At 40.1% G+C, this 19,029-nt stretch carries 14 protein-coding genes; 4 read left to right on the top strand and 10 right to left on the bottom strand.

Annotated elements, in window-relative coordinates:
- Nucleotides 1-5: 5 nt before the first annotated feature.
- The 7 genes from GGQ60_RS22540 to GGQ60_RS22510 all read right to left on the bottom strand — a co-directional run bounded on the left by GGQ60_RS22540 (nt 6) and on the right by GGQ60_RS22510 (nt 8,276).
- The gene (locus GGQ60_RS22540; RefSeq protein ID WP_183768669.1) at nt 6-569 is read right to left on the bottom strand and encodes a hypothetical protein; all 564 of its coding nucleotides are present in this window, start codon (nt 567-569) and stop codon (nt 6-8) included.
- Nucleotides 566-1,882: a PAAR-like protein gene (locus GGQ60_RS22535; RefSeq protein ID WP_183768667.1), complete on the bottom strand. Its 1,317-nt coding sequence runs from the start codon at nt 1,880-1,882 to the stop codon at nt 566-568. The genes GGQ60_RS22540 and GGQ60_RS22535 overlap by 4 nt, the downstream gene beginning before the upstream one ends.
- Nucleotides 1,875-2,783: a hypothetical protein gene (locus tag GGQ60_RS22530; protein WP_183768665.1), complete on the bottom strand. Its 909-nt coding sequence runs from the start codon at nt 2,781-2,783 to the stop codon at nt 1,875-1,877. The genes GGQ60_RS22535 and GGQ60_RS22530 overlap by 8 nt, the downstream gene beginning before the upstream one ends.
- A 2-nt stretch (nt 2,784-2,785) precedes the next feature.
- On the bottom strand, nt 2,786-4,591 hold the full coding sequence (locus GGQ60_RS22525; protein WP_183768663.1) for a type VI secretion system Vgr family protein: 1,806 nt from the start codon (nt 4,589-4,591) through the stop codon (nt 2,786-2,788).
- Nucleotides 4,592-4,624: 33 nt separating this feature from the next.
- Complete coding sequence (locus tag GGQ60_RS22520; RefSeq protein ID WP_183768661.1) at nt 4,625-5,341, bottom strand: hypothetical protein; 717 nt, start codon at nt 5,339-5,341, stop codon at nt 4,625-4,627.
- A gap of 6 nt (nt 5,342-5,347) precedes the next feature.
- Entirely contained in the window at nt 5,348-5,920 is a 573-nt protein-coding gene (locus GGQ60_RS22515; protein ID WP_183768659.1) for a hypothetical protein, read from the bottom strand.
- A 919-nt stretch (nt 5,921-6,839) separates the two neighbouring features.
- The gene (locus GGQ60_RS22510) at nt 6,840-8,276 is read right to left on the bottom strand and encodes an APC family permease (protein ID WP_183768657.1); all 1,437 of its coding nucleotides are present in this window, start codon (nt 8,274-8,276) and stop codon (nt 6,840-6,842) included.
- Between the two features lie 251 nt (nt 8,277-8,527).
- On the opposite strand from GGQ60_RS22510, the gene GGQ60_RS22505 reads away from it, so the two are divergent.
- From GGQ60_RS22505 to GGQ60_RS22490, 4 genes are all read left to right on the top strand, one after another.
- Nucleotides 8,528-10,774, top strand: a complete 2,247-nt coding sequence (locus GGQ60_RS22505) for a sodium-translocating pyrophosphatase (RefSeq protein WP_183768655.1) — start codon at nt 8,528-8,530, stop codon at nt 10,772-10,774.
- Nucleotides 10,775-10,908: 134 nt separating this feature from the next.
- Nucleotides 10,909-12,417, top strand: coding sequence for an amino acid permease (locus tag GGQ60_RS22500; protein WP_183768653.1), 1,509 nt, complete (start codon nt 10,909-10,911; stop codon nt 12,415-12,417).
- A 100-nt stretch (nt 12,418-12,517) separates the two neighbouring features.
- On the top strand, nt 12,518-13,849 hold the full coding sequence (locus GGQ60_RS22495) for a putative porin (RefSeq protein WP_183768651.1): 1,332 nt from the start codon (nt 12,518-12,520) through the stop codon (nt 13,847-13,849).
- A gap of 79 nt (nt 13,850-13,928) precedes the next feature.
- The gene (locus tag GGQ60_RS22490) at nt 13,929-14,495 is read left to right on the top strand and encodes a MarC family protein (RefSeq protein WP_183768734.1); all 567 of its coding nucleotides are present in this window, start codon (nt 13,929-13,931) and stop codon (nt 14,493-14,495) included.
- A 390-nt stretch (nt 14,496-14,885) separates the two neighbouring features.
- Here GGQ60_RS22490 and GGQ60_RS22485 read toward each other — a convergent pair whose 3' ends face one another.
- The 3 genes from GGQ60_RS22485 to guaA form a co-directional block, all read right to left on the bottom strand.
- A complete protein-coding gene (locus GGQ60_RS22485; protein WP_183768649.1) occupies nt 14,886-16,055 on the bottom strand; it encodes an RsmB/NOP family class I SAM-dependent RNA methyltransferase in 1,170 nt (389 codons plus the stop codon).
- A 26-nt stretch (nt 16,056-16,081) separates the two neighbouring features.
- Nucleotides 16,082-17,293: an ABC transporter substrate-binding protein gene (locus tag GGQ60_RS22480; RefSeq protein WP_183768647.1), complete on the bottom strand. Its 1,212-nt coding sequence runs from the start codon at nt 17,291-17,293 to the stop codon at nt 16,082-16,084.
- A gap of 115 nt (nt 17,294-17,408) precedes the next feature.
- Nucleotides 17,409-18,938, bottom strand: a complete 1,530-nt coding sequence (gene guaA, locus GGQ60_RS22475; protein ID WP_183768645.1) for a glutamine-hydrolyzing GMP synthase — start codon at nt 18,936-18,938, stop codon at nt 17,409-17,411.
- Between the last annotated feature and the right edge of the window lie 91 nt (nt 18,939-19,029).

Raw genomic sequence — 19,029 nt, 5'->3', positions numbered from 1 at the left:
AGCGTTTAGTAAATAGCAACTAACAAAATAAAAATTCCAATTAATGAATAGGCAATGTCTGACAACCTTTTATGTAAACTATTTATATACCGGTAGTCTTTTTTGTACTCATCTGTGCAAAGTATAAATGTCAGGATCAACGGAATAACTAAATATAAGATTTGGTTACTAATGGTATAAGAAATCATATGAAATATTTTTTCAAGCACATTTAGCCTATGATCTGTCACATAATAAAGATGCTTGTTTTGATTCTTAGAACCAAGCTGATTGGCTGATACTGCTATATAGATTGAATCGGCATTTTCAATTTTTTTTAAATTGAGAAATAAATTTGAAATGCAATAATTTTTAAATGACCTTGAATAGTTGTTTGTTTGATGGTCAGATATATTTAGTGTAAAACTAAATTTCCCATAAACCCCACTATTCTTTTTTTGGAGAAGAATATCTTTTCTTGCAAGAGAAATAACGGTTGCCTGTTTAAAATTGACAGCAAGAAATAGAATAAAAACCGCCCAGGTGATTGATGCCAGAAGTGGGAATCTATAAATTTTATACCAACTCATATATCTGTCTCGATCACATTTATTCCTGCTTTGGCTTTGGCTTCGTCATTAACCATCGCTTTAATATAATCCTGGATTTCGTCTTTCACAAATGGGTTGGTGATATATTTATACAAATCTGGTATAAGCCCAAGTAAAAAACCTTTATAATCTTTAAATGTGTTCGTTGCACCTTGCCCTATACCTTTCATCGCATTACTTCGCGAAAGCCTCGACCATTGATTATTGGTCGTCACGTGCTGCACCTGCCCGTCGGAATAACTACCGGTCTCATCAGAAAAGTGTGAATTTTGGTTATAACTTGTTTCACGTTGTGGATTATTGCCCTGAATGGCATTCGGATCTACACTGGAATAAGTCCTGGTTTGCCCGTACTCCTCTATATCATTTAATCTCGCATAATCTTGAGATACATAAGTATTAGATCCGGATATATTTTGTTTACTAACTTCATGACCTTTACCTGTAGCATCTATCCCTTTTGTTCCCTGATCTAGTGCAGTTTCACTTGTGTATGGCTCGTGTTTAGCAATTTGCTGATTTATAACGGTAATATCAGTTTCATAGCCATCAATCTGGTCTTTAACACCAGCATATTCATACGCTCCCTCCTTTGTTTTGCTCAAAACAAAATCCGCACCATACGCCCCTGCACCTCCTAATAAAGTTAATCCAACATATTCCCCTAGTGCAACCTTACCAAAAGTTGCCAAAATTGTCGATCCTGTACTAAATGCCCCTACGATCCCCTGGAAAGCACCTCCTGCAACAAAAGCAGAGGCCATTACAAGTCCGACGTCTGCCAAAGTTTTTTTTCTCTTTAAATCAATAGCCTCATCAGCAGCTTTTTCCGAATAAAATATCATTACCTGGCCGCCGAAGAAACAGCTTACTTTAGAACTTTCTATCAATGCTTTTTTCTTTTCAATTAAAACTTTTGGATGAACAGGTGCCCAATCACTCCCCGAAGTTAATAATGCACAAATGCAAGGCATAAAACCTGCACCAAGTCCTAAGGCAGCTCCACCAGCGGCTCCACCAGCAGCTATCGCGCCAATGATAAGTGCTCCTGCTACACCACCGGTTGCTACCGTTGCAGCAGCGATAAGCCCTGCGACTATTGCTCCTATTATTGCACCGGCTACAACCATCTTAGCACAATTAAAATTCCCTCCCATACGGTCATCTATCGTCCCTGCCAGACGTCCACCTACAATTTTTATAGTAGACTGACTTCCAACTTTTAATTGTTGTTTAGACATGCCATCAGAGCATACCAGATAAGTTTGATCAGGTACATAAATCTTAGCCATACTGTTCATTTTTTAATTTAAATGAATAATGCGATTTAAAATAAAAATTATTATTTAACCGCTCTTCTACTTCACATTCTACATTTTTTAATATCCCAGAATGATTAAAAAATTTATAGTCAATATTCACCCGATACATATAATCTAAATCAGCAATAAATATTGGCTTATATTGTGTATTATAGGTCTTTAATATTTCTTGAGTATAATCTCCCCTTTTTCCGTTGATAAAATTTTCTCTAACCATCAACTCATCGGTCCCACCTCCTTCAACTATTCTTTCTCCTGAAAGTTCAATTCTTTTCTCGTTAAATATATTAGATCTGAAATCCCTTTGTACTTTAGTCACATGATTTCGATTTGCTATCCCATAAAACGACGGAAACAATAGTTGGTATAATATTCCGTCGTTAACAAGCGGCACACTATCCGAAAAGTCTTTATCTCCAGCTTTTAGAATAAGATTACTTTCATTACTATTCGCATTAACAAGCGATAATAATTCATTTTCTTTCATATTTTGCCAGATGGCTAATATTTCTGATTGATTTAGTACCGAAATCACTTTACCTGTTTTGTTAAATCTTAAATGCAATCTTGATGTTGGAGCATTAAATAATTTAGCAAAGCCCACTAATTCCTGCAACTGGCTATTTGTTTTTAAAACATCATGCTCTTTTTGATTCAGATAGAGTTGATATCCTTCTTTATCGTTTTTTATATTTTCAAGCTGCCAAAGCATTTTCGTTTCAGTATCAGAAATTGCCTGTCCATTTGCAACTGTCTTCTGTTGCTGCATAATGACATAATTTAAATCATTTGGTCCTCCCAAATATTCCAATTTGTCCTTAAAGGTTTCCTCTTGTTTTATTTCTTCATCAAAAAATTTAAATCTGCTCATAATTAATTAATATCTACCTGGCTACCGGTAATGGTGTGTACGCCTGTTGAGGTTTGCGAAATAGTGGTTTGAGAGTTAACGGTAATGCCATTACTCGCTTTTGAATCGATATTTTTTGTATCAATGGTTACTGCGGTAGTGGCATTTTTACCAATATTTACCGCATTGCCTGGCTTATCACCTGCATTTGCGTTAATTACCTCGGTGCCCTGAATATTAACCACCTTACCGATAATATCAATCGTTCCGTCTTTCTTTAATGTAATGCTGCTCTGCCCGGTCTTAATCACAATCGTTTCGGCAGATTGAGCCGTGATCAACCCCGGACCGTTTTCGATTTTTACAAAATTTGCCGCATTGGTACCAAGATTTAATGCGTGGTTAAGGTCATCAAAACTTAAACTGCTTCCCTTTCTTGAAGTGAGTCCTTTGGTATTGCTGTTTTTAAATCCACTGCTATCTCCGCTTTTGCCATGATATACACTGCCCATTACCACCGGCCTGGCTACATTCCCTTCTTCGAAAGCGATTACCACCTGATCGCCTTTTTCGGGGATAACATGAAAACCCCTATTTTTACCTGTATCGCCGCTACCTGCATTCGGACTCACTACCCTTAGCCATTCGGTAGGATCGTTCGTCTGGCATTCCCATTTAAATTTAACCTTCACCCTACCCTGTCCCTGCGGATCGTCATTATCGATCACATCAGCCAGCTGCATGTCCGATTGTGGTTTTTGGTAATTCTTAACCATGATACGCTCGGTAGTTGCCACCAAACCTTCGAAAGTATTACTGTATTTACCCGTTCCATCTATCTGATGGTTAATATTGGTAATTAGGAATTTACCTAGACTTTCAGTTGCGAAGGCAAGCTCTTTTCTGATGCTCATGGTGATTTCTGCAATGCTGCCAATACTCAGTTGAGCGTTATCTCCGCTGGCATTAATTTTTAACAGTTCGCTGATATGTGCCTTTTCTTCGTTTTCTACATGGCTTTTGATATCGTTGCCACTATCAACCCTGATTAAAGAGGGTTGATTAAATGTTTTGCTATACATGGTGTTCGAGGCCTTTATGGCGTGTGCCAGATCCGGATTTCCATCAGCTTTGCCCGTACTTTCGCTTTGCAGCATTTCATCCTGCCGGGGGTTATAGGCAAAACGTTTGTATTTGATGGGCGAAACCTCCATGGCGTATTGCAGGTTGAACACATCACGGCCATAAAAAAGCGATACTTCTTTTTGCTTATCGGGTTTACCAAAATTAAGCTGCTTTCCATCATAATAAAACCATTCGTGATATTCGCCCGATAGCCGGTTCAGAAATTCAAAATCGCTTTCACGGTATTGAATAAGATAATCGATCGCTGCTTTCCTTGATGCATTGCTTACAATGGCGAGGTCGTTAGCGGGCGTATCTTTAGTAGCCAGTTTAACAATGGTATCAAGATCCTTATCCAGATAAGAACCTAAATCTGGTCCACGGTCTATTAATATGGTAGGACTATAGCCACTTACCACGAGTACGCCGTGATAGCCATGGCTTTGAGAGAGTTCTACTTTTGTAACCAATCCTGAAAAATGCTGCAGGTTTTCTGGCGAATGGCCAAAAGAAGCGGTTAAGGTTTTGCCCACGAAATCGCGGCTATCATCAAGGCTGATTAAACCGGGAGCGCCCAATTGATCGTGGTTAAAATGTAGTTCGAAGTAATGGTGCTGGTTAAAAGCCTGTAGCAGATTAAAAGACGCAAAATGAGTTATTGCCGAACCTTCAATACTGATTTCTACGATAAGTTTGTTTTCCATAGTGTAGTATTCATTTACCGGTAGCGTTATGGGCTACATTGTTTTATAAACCACAATTTTATAAAGCCCGGGATAAAAATGCACTTCAAATTGCGTTCCTGCTGCATTTCTTTTAGGCGAGACCTCGATAGCCTTCTTCGTGTAGGGATGCACTTCTATGGTATTGCCTTTTTTAAGGTACCCATTTCCGATCATGGTATCGATATCGTTTGGCCGCACATGGATACAACCATGCGATTCGGCCAGCTGGAAAATCCTGCCCGCAGCGGTTGCGGCTTCATCGGGCGGTGTGGTATGGATAAAATCGCCCATGATGTATTCCTTTCCGTTCATTTTCCGGTCGTTATTCAGGTCTTTGAAATACTTAACCGAGATGTGTCCGAAATCATTGAACAGCCATTTGGTGGGTATTGGTGAGTTGGGGTAAAGATCGCGCTGGTATTTAAGTACAGCATCGGTAACCCCTTTCTGATCGTTTTTATATTTACCCCATTGTGCATTTACATCGGTTAATTTTTTCCAGCTGCCAAGCTGTTTCACCATCACGATGTTGCCGCTTATTTTTACTTCGGTTCCCCAGGCAATGCCCGACCACATGGCATAACGGCCATAGCTAACGTGTTTTTCGATACTTTTGATTATAAACCTACCGGTTGTTGTAGAAGTTTGCGAATGGCCATCACTTCCCATTTTAATATTTGAGGGGCCACCGTGAGCATCATATTCTTTAATTTTTACGAGCGTATTCATTGTTGTTTACCTATATTTTAAAATTTCAACCATGGTCACATGAGCCTGATCGAGTTTTTCGTTATTGTTAAAAGTCAATTTTAGCGAGGTATGGGCATCTATACTTATTTCAACGGGAAGTGGCTGTTCTGTGATGCCGATTAACGGTTTTTCTTTCTTAATTTCTCCAAAATGGCGGGTAAAATCTCCTATACGTAAAGATTCGGTAATCGATTTTGGAACCAGCAATATCATGCCGGCACTTATAGTGGCAATATCATTATTTTTATAGGGTTGAATGACGATACTTTTATCATCCCTATGTTCTTTACCGTCATATATGGTTAGTGGTAATTTACCTGCAAATGTTTTGTTCAAAGATGTTATACCCGCTTCATTAAACCTGTCTAGCGGAAGCTTTGCCGCCGAATCGGTATAAGAAAGAAACAGATCGGTAACATTTGCTTTTGCTGTGGCCTTATTATTGCCTGGTTTATTTTCCTCCTTGCCATTACCATTACAACCTGCAAAACAGGTAGATACGGCATATAACAAAACAAAAAAAACATTAAAACGGAAGTACGAGCGCATAAACTGCATGTTAAAATTTAAAAACAATGCCGGGCCTATCGCAGGCGCTAAGTGGTAACACCTTTTAACCCAACACATTAAATTAGCATTAGGGTAATTAGCCCAGGTTTTTGTTAAATCTGATAATTGTACTGTTAACGTGAGTTCCGGAAAAGATATTTCCACATATATCACGCTTTAATGCGTAGGCATACTGAAGTACGTTGTACTTTTTGCCTGAAAAATTTAATCTAGCTTTGGAAGCCATAGTTTTAAAGTTTAAAGGTTAAAATTTGATTAGTGCAGCTATTGCTACCGGGCTTGTTAAACCAAATATTAGGCCAATTGTAACATCCCGGGCCCATCAACAAATACCAATTGGAAATCAAAAGAAAAGGAAATGCATCATTAAACGGCTCGAGAAAGGATTTAAACCCCCATATTGGATAATGTAAAATTGTTGAAAAGTTTTCTGCAACAGCATATACCCATGCCCAGCTTTGGCATATTAAGTCTAAAAAATGATACGGTTTTTGAATAGGTTTGGGGAGCGGTTAGAGGCAATGCATCTCTTTACCAAAGGCTTGGATGCTACATTCTTTTTTTTTAGGAAAGCAAGTGCTGCATTTTATTGCAGCGTTAGCCCGCCACAAGCTCATATATCTACCCGTTCGTTCAGCTGGGCATGCAGGCCTTCAAAAGGCCCGTATCCCTTATTCCTGGTTTAAGAACGCGGTTAACTGTACAGACCCAACCAAAATAAACCCGATGGCAGCGGGCACGAAGTAAAGCGGACAGCGGGGCTTCCGGAACCGATTGATACAGAACCCTGCTTTTCAAAATAAAACCTAAAAGATCTGAGCCAGACCTGAGACGCTATGCCCATAAAAAAAGCCTCGCAGACTTAATTTAAAGGTCTCATGGAGCCCCATTTAAAATCCGCCTGATCCTACTGTTCTTTTTTATTAATAAAAAAGTAAACCGGCACTCCCAGCAAAACAATCACCAGTCCCGGCCAGGTATATTGCTGCTTGTAAACGAGCAACAAAGCGCAAAATGCGGCGCCAATTAATAAATAAATAATCGGAGTAACCGGATATAACCAGGTTCTATATGGCCTGTCGGCATTAGGTTTTTTTATCCGCAAATAAATAACGCCAAACACGGTAATCATATAAAAGAGTACAATTACAAAGGATATCATATCCAGAAGATTTCCATACTGTCCGCTTAAACATAAAACAGAAGCCCATATCCCCTGCATCCAGAGTGATTTTTCAGGAACTCCATTTTTATTGTTTTTAAGCGCAGCTTTAAAAAACATTCCGTCTTCTGCCATACTCTGAAAAACCCTTGCGCCGGCCAGGACGATTCCGTTAACGCAACCAAAAGTAGAAATCATCACGAGCACAGCAATTACAATGGTACCGATTCCGCTTCCAAAAATCTGCTCTGACGCTACTACGGCTACCCGGTCGTTTAAGGCAAAGCCAATGCTATCACGGCTTAGGGTATTGAGGTATACAAAGTTCACCAATAAATAAAGGATCATTACTGCAGTGGTACCCAAAACCATGGAGCGGACTACATTTTTCCTCGGGTTTTCGATCTCTCCCGAAACAAAGGTTACGTTCTCCCAGGCCACACTTGAAAATACGGAGCCTACCATTGCCGCTGCTATGCCGCCAACTATGGTCATTCCTGAGATGGATTCCCATCCCGATTTAAGGAAATTTCCGCTGGGATCTGTTTTCAGGTTATTGAAAGCGTGCCATCCAAAGCCCATATTTTCAGTCCAGAAACTGTTTTTAACCAGAAGAAAGCCTAATACAATTAATCCGATTAAAGCAACAATTTTGGATCCTGTAAAAATATTCTGCAAAATTTTTCCGCCTTCAACCCCTTTGGTATTAATATAGGTTAAAAGCAGGATAACAGCGATAGCTAAAATCTGTATCCAGGTGATTTTATAACTGCCACTCTGAAAAATCGGGGCAGCATCATTTAAAGCCGGTACCAAATAGGCTGTAAATTTACCAAATGCAACAGCAACAGCCGCGATCGTACCTGTTTGAATTACTGTGAACAGTCCCCAGCCATAAAGAAAACCCATCATTTTACCAAAAATCTCTTTCAGGTAAGTGTATTGTCCACCTGCTTTAGGAAACATAGAAGAAAGCTCTCCATAAGAAATTGCAGCGGCAACGGTCATTACCCCGGTTATTAACCATACCACAATCAACCAGTAACCAGAGCCTAAATTTCTCATGATATCGGCACTTACAATAAAGATACCGCTTCCGATCATTGAGCCCATTACCAACATTGTGGCATCAAAAAGGCTTAATTTTCTCTTAGAAGATCCTTCTTCTTTTTCAATTTTCATTTTTTGGTTTGGTTTAGTTTGTGGCTAATTTATTTAAAAAAAAGAAAATAGGTGTGCTTCGCCTGTATTATTTTAGTTGAGCAAAATTTTATTGGCCGCGATGGCGAAATTTTTAATCACAAGAAGAATATTTATTATCTTGCTAGATATAAGCAGGCATTTGGAGCGGGGTGCCTAGCATGGTTTAAACAAATTAACCGATTTAACAGTTAACTAATAACAACTAACCAAATATAAACCAATTATTCACTATGGATTTTTTACAAAACAATTTAATTTACTGTATCCCGGCGCTAGGCCTTGTTGGAATAATCGTTATGATGATTAAAAGCGCCTGGATAAACAAGCAGGATGCGGGTGATAAAAACATGCAGGAACTTGCGGGCTACATTGCAGATGGTGCCATGGCCTTTTTAAAAGCAGAATGGAGGGTATTAAGCATTTTTGCCGTTTTTACGGCTGCGCTACTGGCCTACTCAGGCACCGTTACCGAAATTAAAGGCGTGCCGATGCATTCGAGCTGGATTATCTCCATTTCCTTCATTATCGGAGCGGTATTTTCGGCAACTGCAGGCTATATCGGCATGAAATCGGCCACGAAAGCCAATGTTAGAACCACACAAGCGGCCAGAACCAGCTTAAAGCAAGCATTAAAAGTATCATTTACCGGGGGTTCTGTAATGGGTTTGGGCGTTGCCGGACTGGCCGTTTTAGGCTTAGGGGGCTTATTTATTGTATTTCTTAAGCATTTCAACGTGGTTTCGGTTAACAGCGTTGAAATGAAAACCGCAATAGAAGTTTTAACCGGCTTTTCTTTAGGTGCCGAATCTATCGCCTTATTTGCCCGTGTTGGCGGCGGTATTTACACTAAAGCTGCCGATGTTGGTGCCGATTTAGTGGGTAAGGTAGAAGCCGGAATACCTGAAGACGATGTGCGTAACCCTGCAACCATTGCCGATAACGTAGGCGACAACGTGGGTGATGTTGCCGGTATGGGAGCCGATTTATTTGGTTCGTACGTGGCCACCATTTTGGCTACCATGGTTTTAGGACAGGAAATTGATGTGAAAGATAATTTTGGAGGGATGTCTCCCATCCTTCTGCCCATGGTAATCTGCGGACTGGGTATTATCTTTTCGATTATAGGTACCTGGTTTGTAACCATTAAAGATGAAAAATCGAATGTTCAAAATGCACTGAACCTCGGAAACTGGTCGTCTATCGTGATCACGGCCGTGGCTTCATTCTTTATTGTGAAATGGATGCTCCCTGAAACCCTTAACCTCCGCGGCTATGAATTCTCGAGCATTAATGTATTTTATGCGATTATTGTTGGTTTAGTAGTCGGTACCATTATGAGTATTATAACCGAGTATTTTACTGCAATGGGCAAAGGACCTGTAAATTCAATCATTCAACAATCTTCAACCGGTCATGCCACCAATATTATCGCAGGTTTATCTGTGGGTATGAAATCTACCGTAATCCCGATTTTGGTTCTGGCCGGTGGGATTATGGCTTCCTATCATTTCGCGGGTTTGTATGGTGTAGCCATTGCCGCCGCCGGAATGATGGCCACCACAGCTATGCAATTGGCCATTGATGCATTCGGACCGATTGCCGATAATGCGGGCGGCATTGCCGAAATGAGCCAATTACCGCCAGAAGTACGTGAGCGCACCGACAATTTAGATGCCGTGGGTAACACAACCGCAGCAACAGGTAAAGGTTTTGCCATTGCCTCAGCTGCTTTAACCTCTTTAGCATTATTTGCTGCTTTTGTTGGCATTGCAGGCATTACAGCCATTGATATTTATAAAGCACCCGTTTTAGCGGGTTTGTTTGTCGGCGGAATGATTCCTTTTATTTTCTCTGCTTTATGTATCCAGGCGGTTGGTAAAGCTGCAATGGATATGGTGCAGGAAGTACGCCGCCAGTTCAGGGAAATTGCAGGTATTATGGAATATAAAGCTAAACCCGAATATGAAAAATGTGTAGCCATTTCAACCAAAGCCTCTATCCGCGAAATGATGATGCCGGGAGCTATTGCCTTAATTACCCCGGTAATTGTGGGCTTTACTTTTGGACCGGAAGTTTTGGGCGGTTTATTGGCTGGTGTAACGGTTACCGGAGTATTGATGGGGATATTCCAGAGTAATGCCGGCGGTGCCTGGGATAATGCTAAAAAATCTTTTGAGCAGGGTGTGATGATCAACGGAGAGATGTACTACAAAAAATCAGAACCACACAAGGCTTCGGTTACCGGAGATACCGTTGGAGATCCTTTTAAAGATACTTCAGGCCCTTCAATGAACATTTTGATCAAATTAATGTCGATTGTTTCGCTGGTTATTGCTCCTTACATCGCAGTTAAAGCAATTGCAGGTGAACATAAACTGGAAGTTCGGAAAGAAATCAGGATTGAGCAAAAAACAGATGGTTTGGGCAACATAAAAACCGATACTTTGATCAATAAAGTCGATACATTGAGCCATTAGTTGTAAAGTAGCTGATATAATAACGTGTAAAAGGGATTTTTAACCAAAATCCCTTTTACATTATGGTAATTTTTATTTAGGTTTGGGCCAGAAATTTATATTTAACAAATAAATCAAACCATTAACTAACTTTTATGAGTTTATTTCTTAAGAAATCAATTACTCAACTTTTGGCAGATTCGTCAGAGTCTGAGAAAAGCTTAAAACGCACCCTTTCAGCTGGTTCGTTAGTGGCGTTGGGTATTGGAGCAATTATTGGCGCAGGCCTCTTTGTCCGTACAGCCAATGCTGCTGCCCAGAGCGCCGGCCCTTCGGTTACTTTTGGCTTTATCCTGGCTGCCATCGGTTGTGCACTTGCGGGTCTTTGTTATGCTGAACTATCATCATCCATTCCTATTTCGGGTAGTGCCTATACCTACACCTATGCCACCATGGGTGAGTTTATGGCCTGGATCATTGGTTGGGATCTTGTTTTGGAATATGCGGTAGGTGCCGCTACAGTTGGGATTGCCTGGAGTGAGTATCTTAACAAATTGCTCACCGAAGTATTACACATGAGCCCCATACCCTACGAATGGTGCCACTCTCCTTTCCAGAGTGAAGGTGGCGTGCATGGTATCATGAACCTGCCTGCCTTATTAATTATCTTTTTATTAAGTCTTTTATTGATCAAAGGTACACAGGAATCTGCTTTCGTAAACGGACTGATTGTAATTACCAAAGTGGCCATCGTATTGTTGATCATTGCTTTTGGCTGGTCGTTCATCAATCCGGTTAACCATACACCATATATCCCTGAAGCAACAAAATATGTTGATAAAGAAGGATTAACCCATAATTTTGGTGGTTTTTGGGGTATAGTGGGTGCTGCCGGTACAGTGTTCTTTGCTTTTATCGGCTTTGATGCCGTGAGTACCGCTGCTCAGGAAACCAAAAATCCTAAAACAGCAATGCCTATCGGTATCCTGGGTTCGTTAGCCGTATGTACCGTTTTATACATTCTGTTTGCCCATGTTTTAACAGGTATGGCACCAGTAGAGTTCTTCAGAACCAAAGGTGGTGAAGCATCAGTTGTAGCGGCTATTATCGATTATATGCCTGGATATGGCTGGCTTGCCAAATTGGTAACCGTGGCGATTTTGGCAGGGTTCTCATCAGTAATCCTGGTGATGTTGCTAGGTCAAAGCCGCGTTTTCTACTCTATGAGTAAAGATGGTTTATTACCAAGAATTTTCAGCGATCTTCACCCTAAATTTAAAACACCTTACAAAGCCAATATGATTATTTTCGTAATCTGTGCATTGTTTGCGGCTTTTGTTCCGGGTGATGTTGTGGGTGATATGACTTCTATAGGTACCTTATTCGCCTTTATTTTAGTTTGCGCGGCAGTAATCGTACTTAGAAAAACAGATCCTAATTTGCACCGGGAATTTAAAACACCTTTTGTACCATTATTGCCTATACTTGGTATAATTGCCTGCGGCTTAATGATATTGGGATTACACTGGACCAACTGGTTAAGGTTATTCGGATGGTTGGCTATCGGCTTTGTAATTTACTTTGGTTACAGCCGTAAACACTCCGTTTTAGGTAATACCGGCAAAACAGTAGATCCGGTTGATCCTCCAAAACCAGAGTTGTAATCAAAAAAATAATATCCTTTATAAGCCCCGATTTAAAAGTCGGGGCTTTTTTTGTGTTAAATAATTGTTAATAAAAGTACCTTTGCAAAAAAATTATAAAATGCACCGCAATTCTGCCAAAATTAAAAGCGTTTATTTCTCTTTAACCGTTGTTTTACTTTTCATTTCTATTTCAGGGCATGCACAAAGGACAATTAACGATGTAATGGATTCTACCACAGTAAACCATTTGCTGATTATATCGAAGAAATATGGCTCATTATCATTTAGTGGATATTTACAGCCTCAATTCCAACTTGCAGAATCGAAAGGCACACAGGCCGAATTTCAGGGCGGAAACTTTGGCGACTTTACCAACAACCGTTTTAGACTGAGAAGGGGCCGTTTAAGGGCCGATTATATGATGTTAACAGAAGATGGGTCTCCTTCTACCTATTTTGTACTCCAGTTTGATGGTACCGAACAGGGAGTTGCCATACGCGATTTCTGGGGGCGTTATTACGAAAACAAATGGAAGATACTGGCCGTAACACTTGGTCTTTCGGGCCGTCCGTTTGGCAATGAACTCCAGCTTTCCTCATCGGTGAGAGAAGCGCCGGAACGTGGCAGGATGTCGCAGATTTTAATGAAAACAGAACGCGACCTGGGGGTAACTTTTACTCTAAATCCACGCTGGAAAGATGCCAAACTTAAAAATTTTGTATTCGATTTTGGTATTTACAACGGCCAGGGCTTAGCAGGTAACGGAGAGTTCGATAATAGTAAAGACTACATTTTCAGATTAAGCCATAAAACGTATGCCTTTAAAAATTTTACGGTTGCCGGCGGGATAAGCACGCTTCAGGGGGGCTTAGATCATCGTTTGCCGGTGAGCTACAAAATGGAGCAGGTTAATAAGGTATGGAAAATGGTTAAAGATTCTTCTGCCGCCACCGTAAATAAAGTTGCCCCCAGAAGATATTACGGTGCCGATATACAATTAGCCACCAAAACCAAAAGCTGGAAATCGGAACTGAGGGCTGAGGTAATATCGGGCCTGCAAACAGGCACCTCTACCAATTCTACAACGCCAGGCTCTTACCCTGTAGACAATAAGGCTATAGCTTTACCTTTTTATACCAGGACTTTTAATGGCGCTTACTTTACCTTTGTACAAACATTAAACAGTACCGATAACCAACTCATTTTAAAATACGATTGGTACGACCCAAATGCTAAAGTTAAAGGAATGGATATTTCGGCCGATAAAGGGCTTTCGGCTGCCGACGTTCGTTTTGATACGTTTGGTTTTGGCTTTTTACATCACTTTAATCCGCATTTTAAAGCTGTACTTTATTACGATATCATCAAAAATGAATCGACCCAGATTCCGGGTTACACCGCTGACAGAAAGGACAATGTTCTTACTTTAAGAACGCAGTTCTATTTTTAATAAATAACAGTACAATTGAGGATTTGATGCAAATTCCGCTACCTTTGCTTAAAATTGTCCTGCTATGAAATTCGATTTTATGAAGTTCAACTTAAGCCAGATCCTATCTACAACGATGGTTCTTTTTGCGATTATCGATATTTTAGGCGCTATTCCGGTCGTAATCGAACTGCGCAGAAAAGCTGGCCATATCGAATCTGAAAAAGCATCGCTGGTGGCCGCAGGTTTAATGATCCTCTTTTTATTTGTAGGTGAATCGCTGCTAAAAGTAATCGGATTAGATGTAGAATCTTTTGCCATTGCAGGCTCTTTTGTGATTTTTTTCATCGCCATGGAAATGGTTTTAGGGCTCACCATCTTCAAAGAAGAAGCTCCTGAAACGGTTTCGATCGTTCCACTGGCATTTCCGTTGATTGCGGGCGCCGGCACCATGACCACCCTCCTTTCGCTAAAAACAGAATACCATACGCAGAATATACTGGTTGGAATCATCCTTAATATGCTTTTTGTTTATTTCGTACTGAAAAATACCAACAGGCTGGAAAAACTTTTCGGAAAATCAGGGTTAAACATTTTGCGTAAAGCTTTTGGCGTAATTTTATTGGCCATTGCCATTAAATTATTCAGGAACAATACAGGGCTATAAAACGGTATATGTGAGAGGGATGATGTAAAATTAGTGCGCGCACCATTAGATTTCTTTACTGCGGCTTAAAAGCCGACAATAATATAAATGACAATCTACACACGAAACTGTAACAATATTTGGTTATATTTATCTTAACATAAAGCTCAAATCATGAAAAGCTTTGAAGAATATACCTTAATTATCGGAGCCATCGCTGTACTTATAGAAGCAGTGAAATACTTTAAAAAGAATTTCAAATCCTGGTTTGAGCATACTTAACGTGTAATGAATCGATTTCTATTTTTTTAAATAGATTCGTCATTTCCAACTTGGAAATCTTAAAGTATTAGGATTCCCGCCTTCGCGGGAATGACGGCCTGGGAAAATATTCACTGATCTTAAAATCCTCTAGTCTCGGCTTTTCTTGATCAATCTTGCCACAAACATCGTATCGGCATTATTTTTATATCCTTTTATCAGTTCCATCTTTTCCAGTTCTAAAGGCAGCGTATCAACCATATGCTGTACAACCTCTTCATTTTCCTGTGCAAAGGCAGAGCAGGTAATGTATACCAGTGGTTGACCAGGTTTAAGGTATTTCACGACATTCTGTGCTATACCTTTTTGGATGGTTACAAACTGGTTAATTTTGCGTTCTTCGAAAAAAGTAAGCATTTCCGGCGTTCTTCCCCAGGTACCCGAGCCTGTACAGGGTGCATCCAAAATAATTCCATCAAATGCATAATGGTGCAAAATCTGATCGTTATTTTGTAAAAGATCCATCTCTTTTTTATGATATTTCTTAATGCCTGCCAGGCGGAAACGTTCATCAAGGTTTAACAGTACACTTTCGCGCAGATCTGAAACCAAAAGCTCTATAACAGGCTCTAAACTGTGTAAAAGAAGGGTTTTTCCGCCCGATGCCGCACAGCAATCCCACCATTTATCCCATTTATTGGGTTTAAAATATTTGCCGGTGTACTGTGAAGATAAGTCCTGGACCTCATAACTGCCTTCTTTTAAAATGGTTTCGAGTTTAGTACCGTTGGGTAGTGCCAACGCAGTATCAGAAATTGCCTTAACCGCAATGTTTTCGTTCTCCAGTTTTGCGATGATAGCTTTGGCATCAGCGGCAGCAACCCTGATGAAAAGATCGGGCTGCTTAAAAAACGAAGCAAAAAATGCATCTTTATCAATACTGGCAGAAAGCCCGGTATGAAAAAGATATACCGCTTTGAGATCAAAATGAGGATATTTGGCTTTAACAAGACTTAATTTCTCTTCAAAAGATGAAGCAATATATTTCACCCAATCTGGCAGGTTTTTCTCTACCACCTGGCTCAAAGTAGTATGGCATAAAAAATCGGCAATACTTAAGCGTTCTTCAGGTGGCAATTCGGGTAAAGCTTTCCCTAACCTAAAAAAACTATATATATGGCGTGTAGCCCATCTTCTATCGGAAGAGCCCATTTGCTTGTGCTGCTTAAAATAAGCGGGTAAGAAGCGGTGCAGGGGCAAACTTCCATCATAACTGCTTAAAATCTGTTCAAAGGCCCTTAACTGGTGGTCTGCTCTCATGCAATAATTAAATTGAAGAATGATGTTTATTCAACGGGGTTTAATGCAAAGTTTTTATATTTCAACAACATTAAACTGGTGTTAATATAACCTAATTTTGGATCATGTATAAATGAAAAACTATTATGGAGCCCTTTATATCTGTCTTTTACAATATAGTCTTTATAATCCTCGCCATACAGGACTAATAACCTGCCGAAATAATAACCAACATCAAAACCTTTGAATGCATATTCTCCGGGTTCGAAACCATATTTATAACGGTACTTTTTAATAAAAGTAATTACAGCACCGCTCTTATAATCTATTTTATAGGAAGAACTGATAATTGTGTTAAGATCCTGTAGCTTATCTGCAGGATAATTCTGTTTTACCCAGTTTGGATGCCCAAAAAGGTTAATGGCATAACCTCCTTTTGGCAAATTCTTTAGCCGGTAAAGTTTTTCAATAGTTGGCAGTACAAAACTACGGTCGGATGAGGTTACCAGAACCACATACTGCTTGCCTTTGATCATTTTGGTTTCAAAGGTATAAGCCGATGCATATTCCTGTACAGTAAACTTGCCATTGTTTCGGAAATAACTCCTGATCGGGGCCGCAAAAGCTTCGTCCTCTGTTTTCTTTGGATTAATGAGCACTACAATGGTACTGGCCGGGTTAAAGTTTTTAGTAATATAGGTAGCCATCTTTTTTCCGTGCAAACCAATATTGTTGACCACAGAAACGAGATTTGGGTTATTAAACTCAGCGGGATCGGTAGCGGCTAAGGGAGAAACAATGGTTACGTTGTTTTCTTCAGCATAATTGGCTATAAATTTTAAACCTTCAGGGAAAACGGGGCCTATAACTAAATTGCTCTGTTTAAAACGTTCGTTTTTATACAATGTAGAAATATGTGCGTTATCATCCTGGGTATCAAAAACATTAAGTTTAAAATTTAAACCCTGGGCCGCAGCAGAATCCAATCCTAATTTAAAGCCCTGATAAAAATCGATGGGCATTGCGTATTTCTCGATATCTGCCTTGGTGGCCGTTTTTAAGTTCAGTTCATCCAGCTTAAAAGGAACAAGCAAAGAAACACTGGCCTGGGTAAACTTTTTGATAGGCTTTTTATCTGCCGGTTTTTCCTTTTCAGTTGGTTTACCCGCACCAGGCTTAGGTGTTCTCACTTTTGGCGAACAAGCACCTAAAACCAACATCAGCAAAACTGGCAAACCATAAACCTTCTTAAAATTCATACCTATCGTTTTTTAACAAAATATGCTAGCAAAGTTTATTCCACCTTGCTAGCATAACTTTTATTTTATGCAGTTTGTTACTCCAAACTAAAAACTCTCAACTCCTAACTCAACGCTATTCCCATTCAATAGTTGCAGGTGGCTTAGAGCTGATATCATATACCACCCTGTTGATGCCTTTAACTTTATTGATGATTTCGTTCGAGATTTTAGCCAATACCGGGTAAGGCAAATGGCACCAATCTGCCGTCATACCATCTAATGATTCAACAGCCCTTAGTGCAATTACATTTTCGTAGGTACGTTCATCGCCCATTACACCAACAGATCTAACCGGCAAAAAGATGGCTCCTGCCTGCCATACCTGGTCGTATAATCCTGCTTCTTTCAGGTTATCGATATAAATCTTATCTGCATCCTGTAAAATGGCTACTTTTTCAGCCGTAACCTCACCAATAATCCGGATACCCAAACCTGGTCCGGGGAACGGGTGACGGCCTAAGATAAATGATTCCAGACCCAATGCCGTACCTACTCTTCTCACTTCGTCTTTAAACAAAGTTTTAAGTGGTTCCACTACTTTAAGTTTCATGAAATCTGGCAAACCGCCTACATTATGGTGCGACTTAATGGTAGCCGACGGACCTTTTACCGATACCGATTCAATGATATCAGGATAAATAGTACCTTGAGCCAGCCATTTTACATCTTGTATTAAATGCGATTCTTCGTCGAAAACTTCGATGAATACGCGACCAATGATTTTACGCTTTTGCTCCGGATCTTCTACTCCAGCCAATTCGCCCAAGAATTTAGCTTTTGCATCAACACCTTTAATGTTTAACCCGAAATCTTTGTATTGCTCTAAAACACTTTCATATTCATTTTTACGCAATAAACCATTATCCACAAATATACAGTGCAGGTTCGTGCCAATAGCTTTATGTAAAAGTACAGCCGCTACACTACTGTCAACACCGCCCGAAAGTGCCAAAACTACTTTATCATCTCCTAAAGTAGCTTTAAGATCAGCAATGGTTGTTTCAACGAAAGCTGAAGAAGTCCAATCCTGACTGCAACCGCAGATATCAACCAGGAAATTTTCTAAAAGGATTTTTCCGTCAATACTGTGCGTTACCTCCGGATGGAACTGGATGGCATAAGTGTCAGAATTTTTGATGTGGTAGGCTGCAACTTTAACACTATCTGTGCTGGCAATCAGCTCAAAATTTTCAGGAATATCAGTAATGGTATCGCCATGGCTCATCCAAACCTGCGAACCTAAATTGATACCTTTGAATAATTTATTCTCCTGGTTTACAAAGTTTAGGTTAGCGCGGCCATATTCGCGTGTAGACGAAGGCTGAACCGAACCTCCTGAGTGTTGGGCAATGTATTGTGCACCATAGCAAACCGCCAATAGCGGATATTTTAAATGGTACTTCGATAGATCGATTTGAGGGGCATCTTCCTGACGGACAGAATAAGGACTGCCTGAGAAAATAACTCCTTTTACATCAGGTGTAATCTCAGGAAGATTGTTGTATGGATATATTTCACAGTAAATATTTAGTTCGCGAACCCTGCGGGCAATGAGTTGTGTAAATTGCGAACCAAAATCGACGATAATGATTTTTTCTTGCATCCGCAAAGGTAGTGATTAGATATGAGATTTGGGGAGGTAGATTTGAGATTTTTGAAGGAAAAAGTCAGGAGTCTGCAGCCAGGAGTCCGGA

The organism is Pedobacter zeae (assembly GCF_014196715.1).
GTDB classification, from domain to species: Bacteria; Bacteroidota; Bacteroidia; order Sphingobacteriales; family Sphingobacteriaceae; genus Pedobacter; species Pedobacter zeae.
The sequence above is the reverse complement of the archived record's forward strand: the minus strand, read 5'-3'. Positions and strand labels throughout refer to the sequence as shown.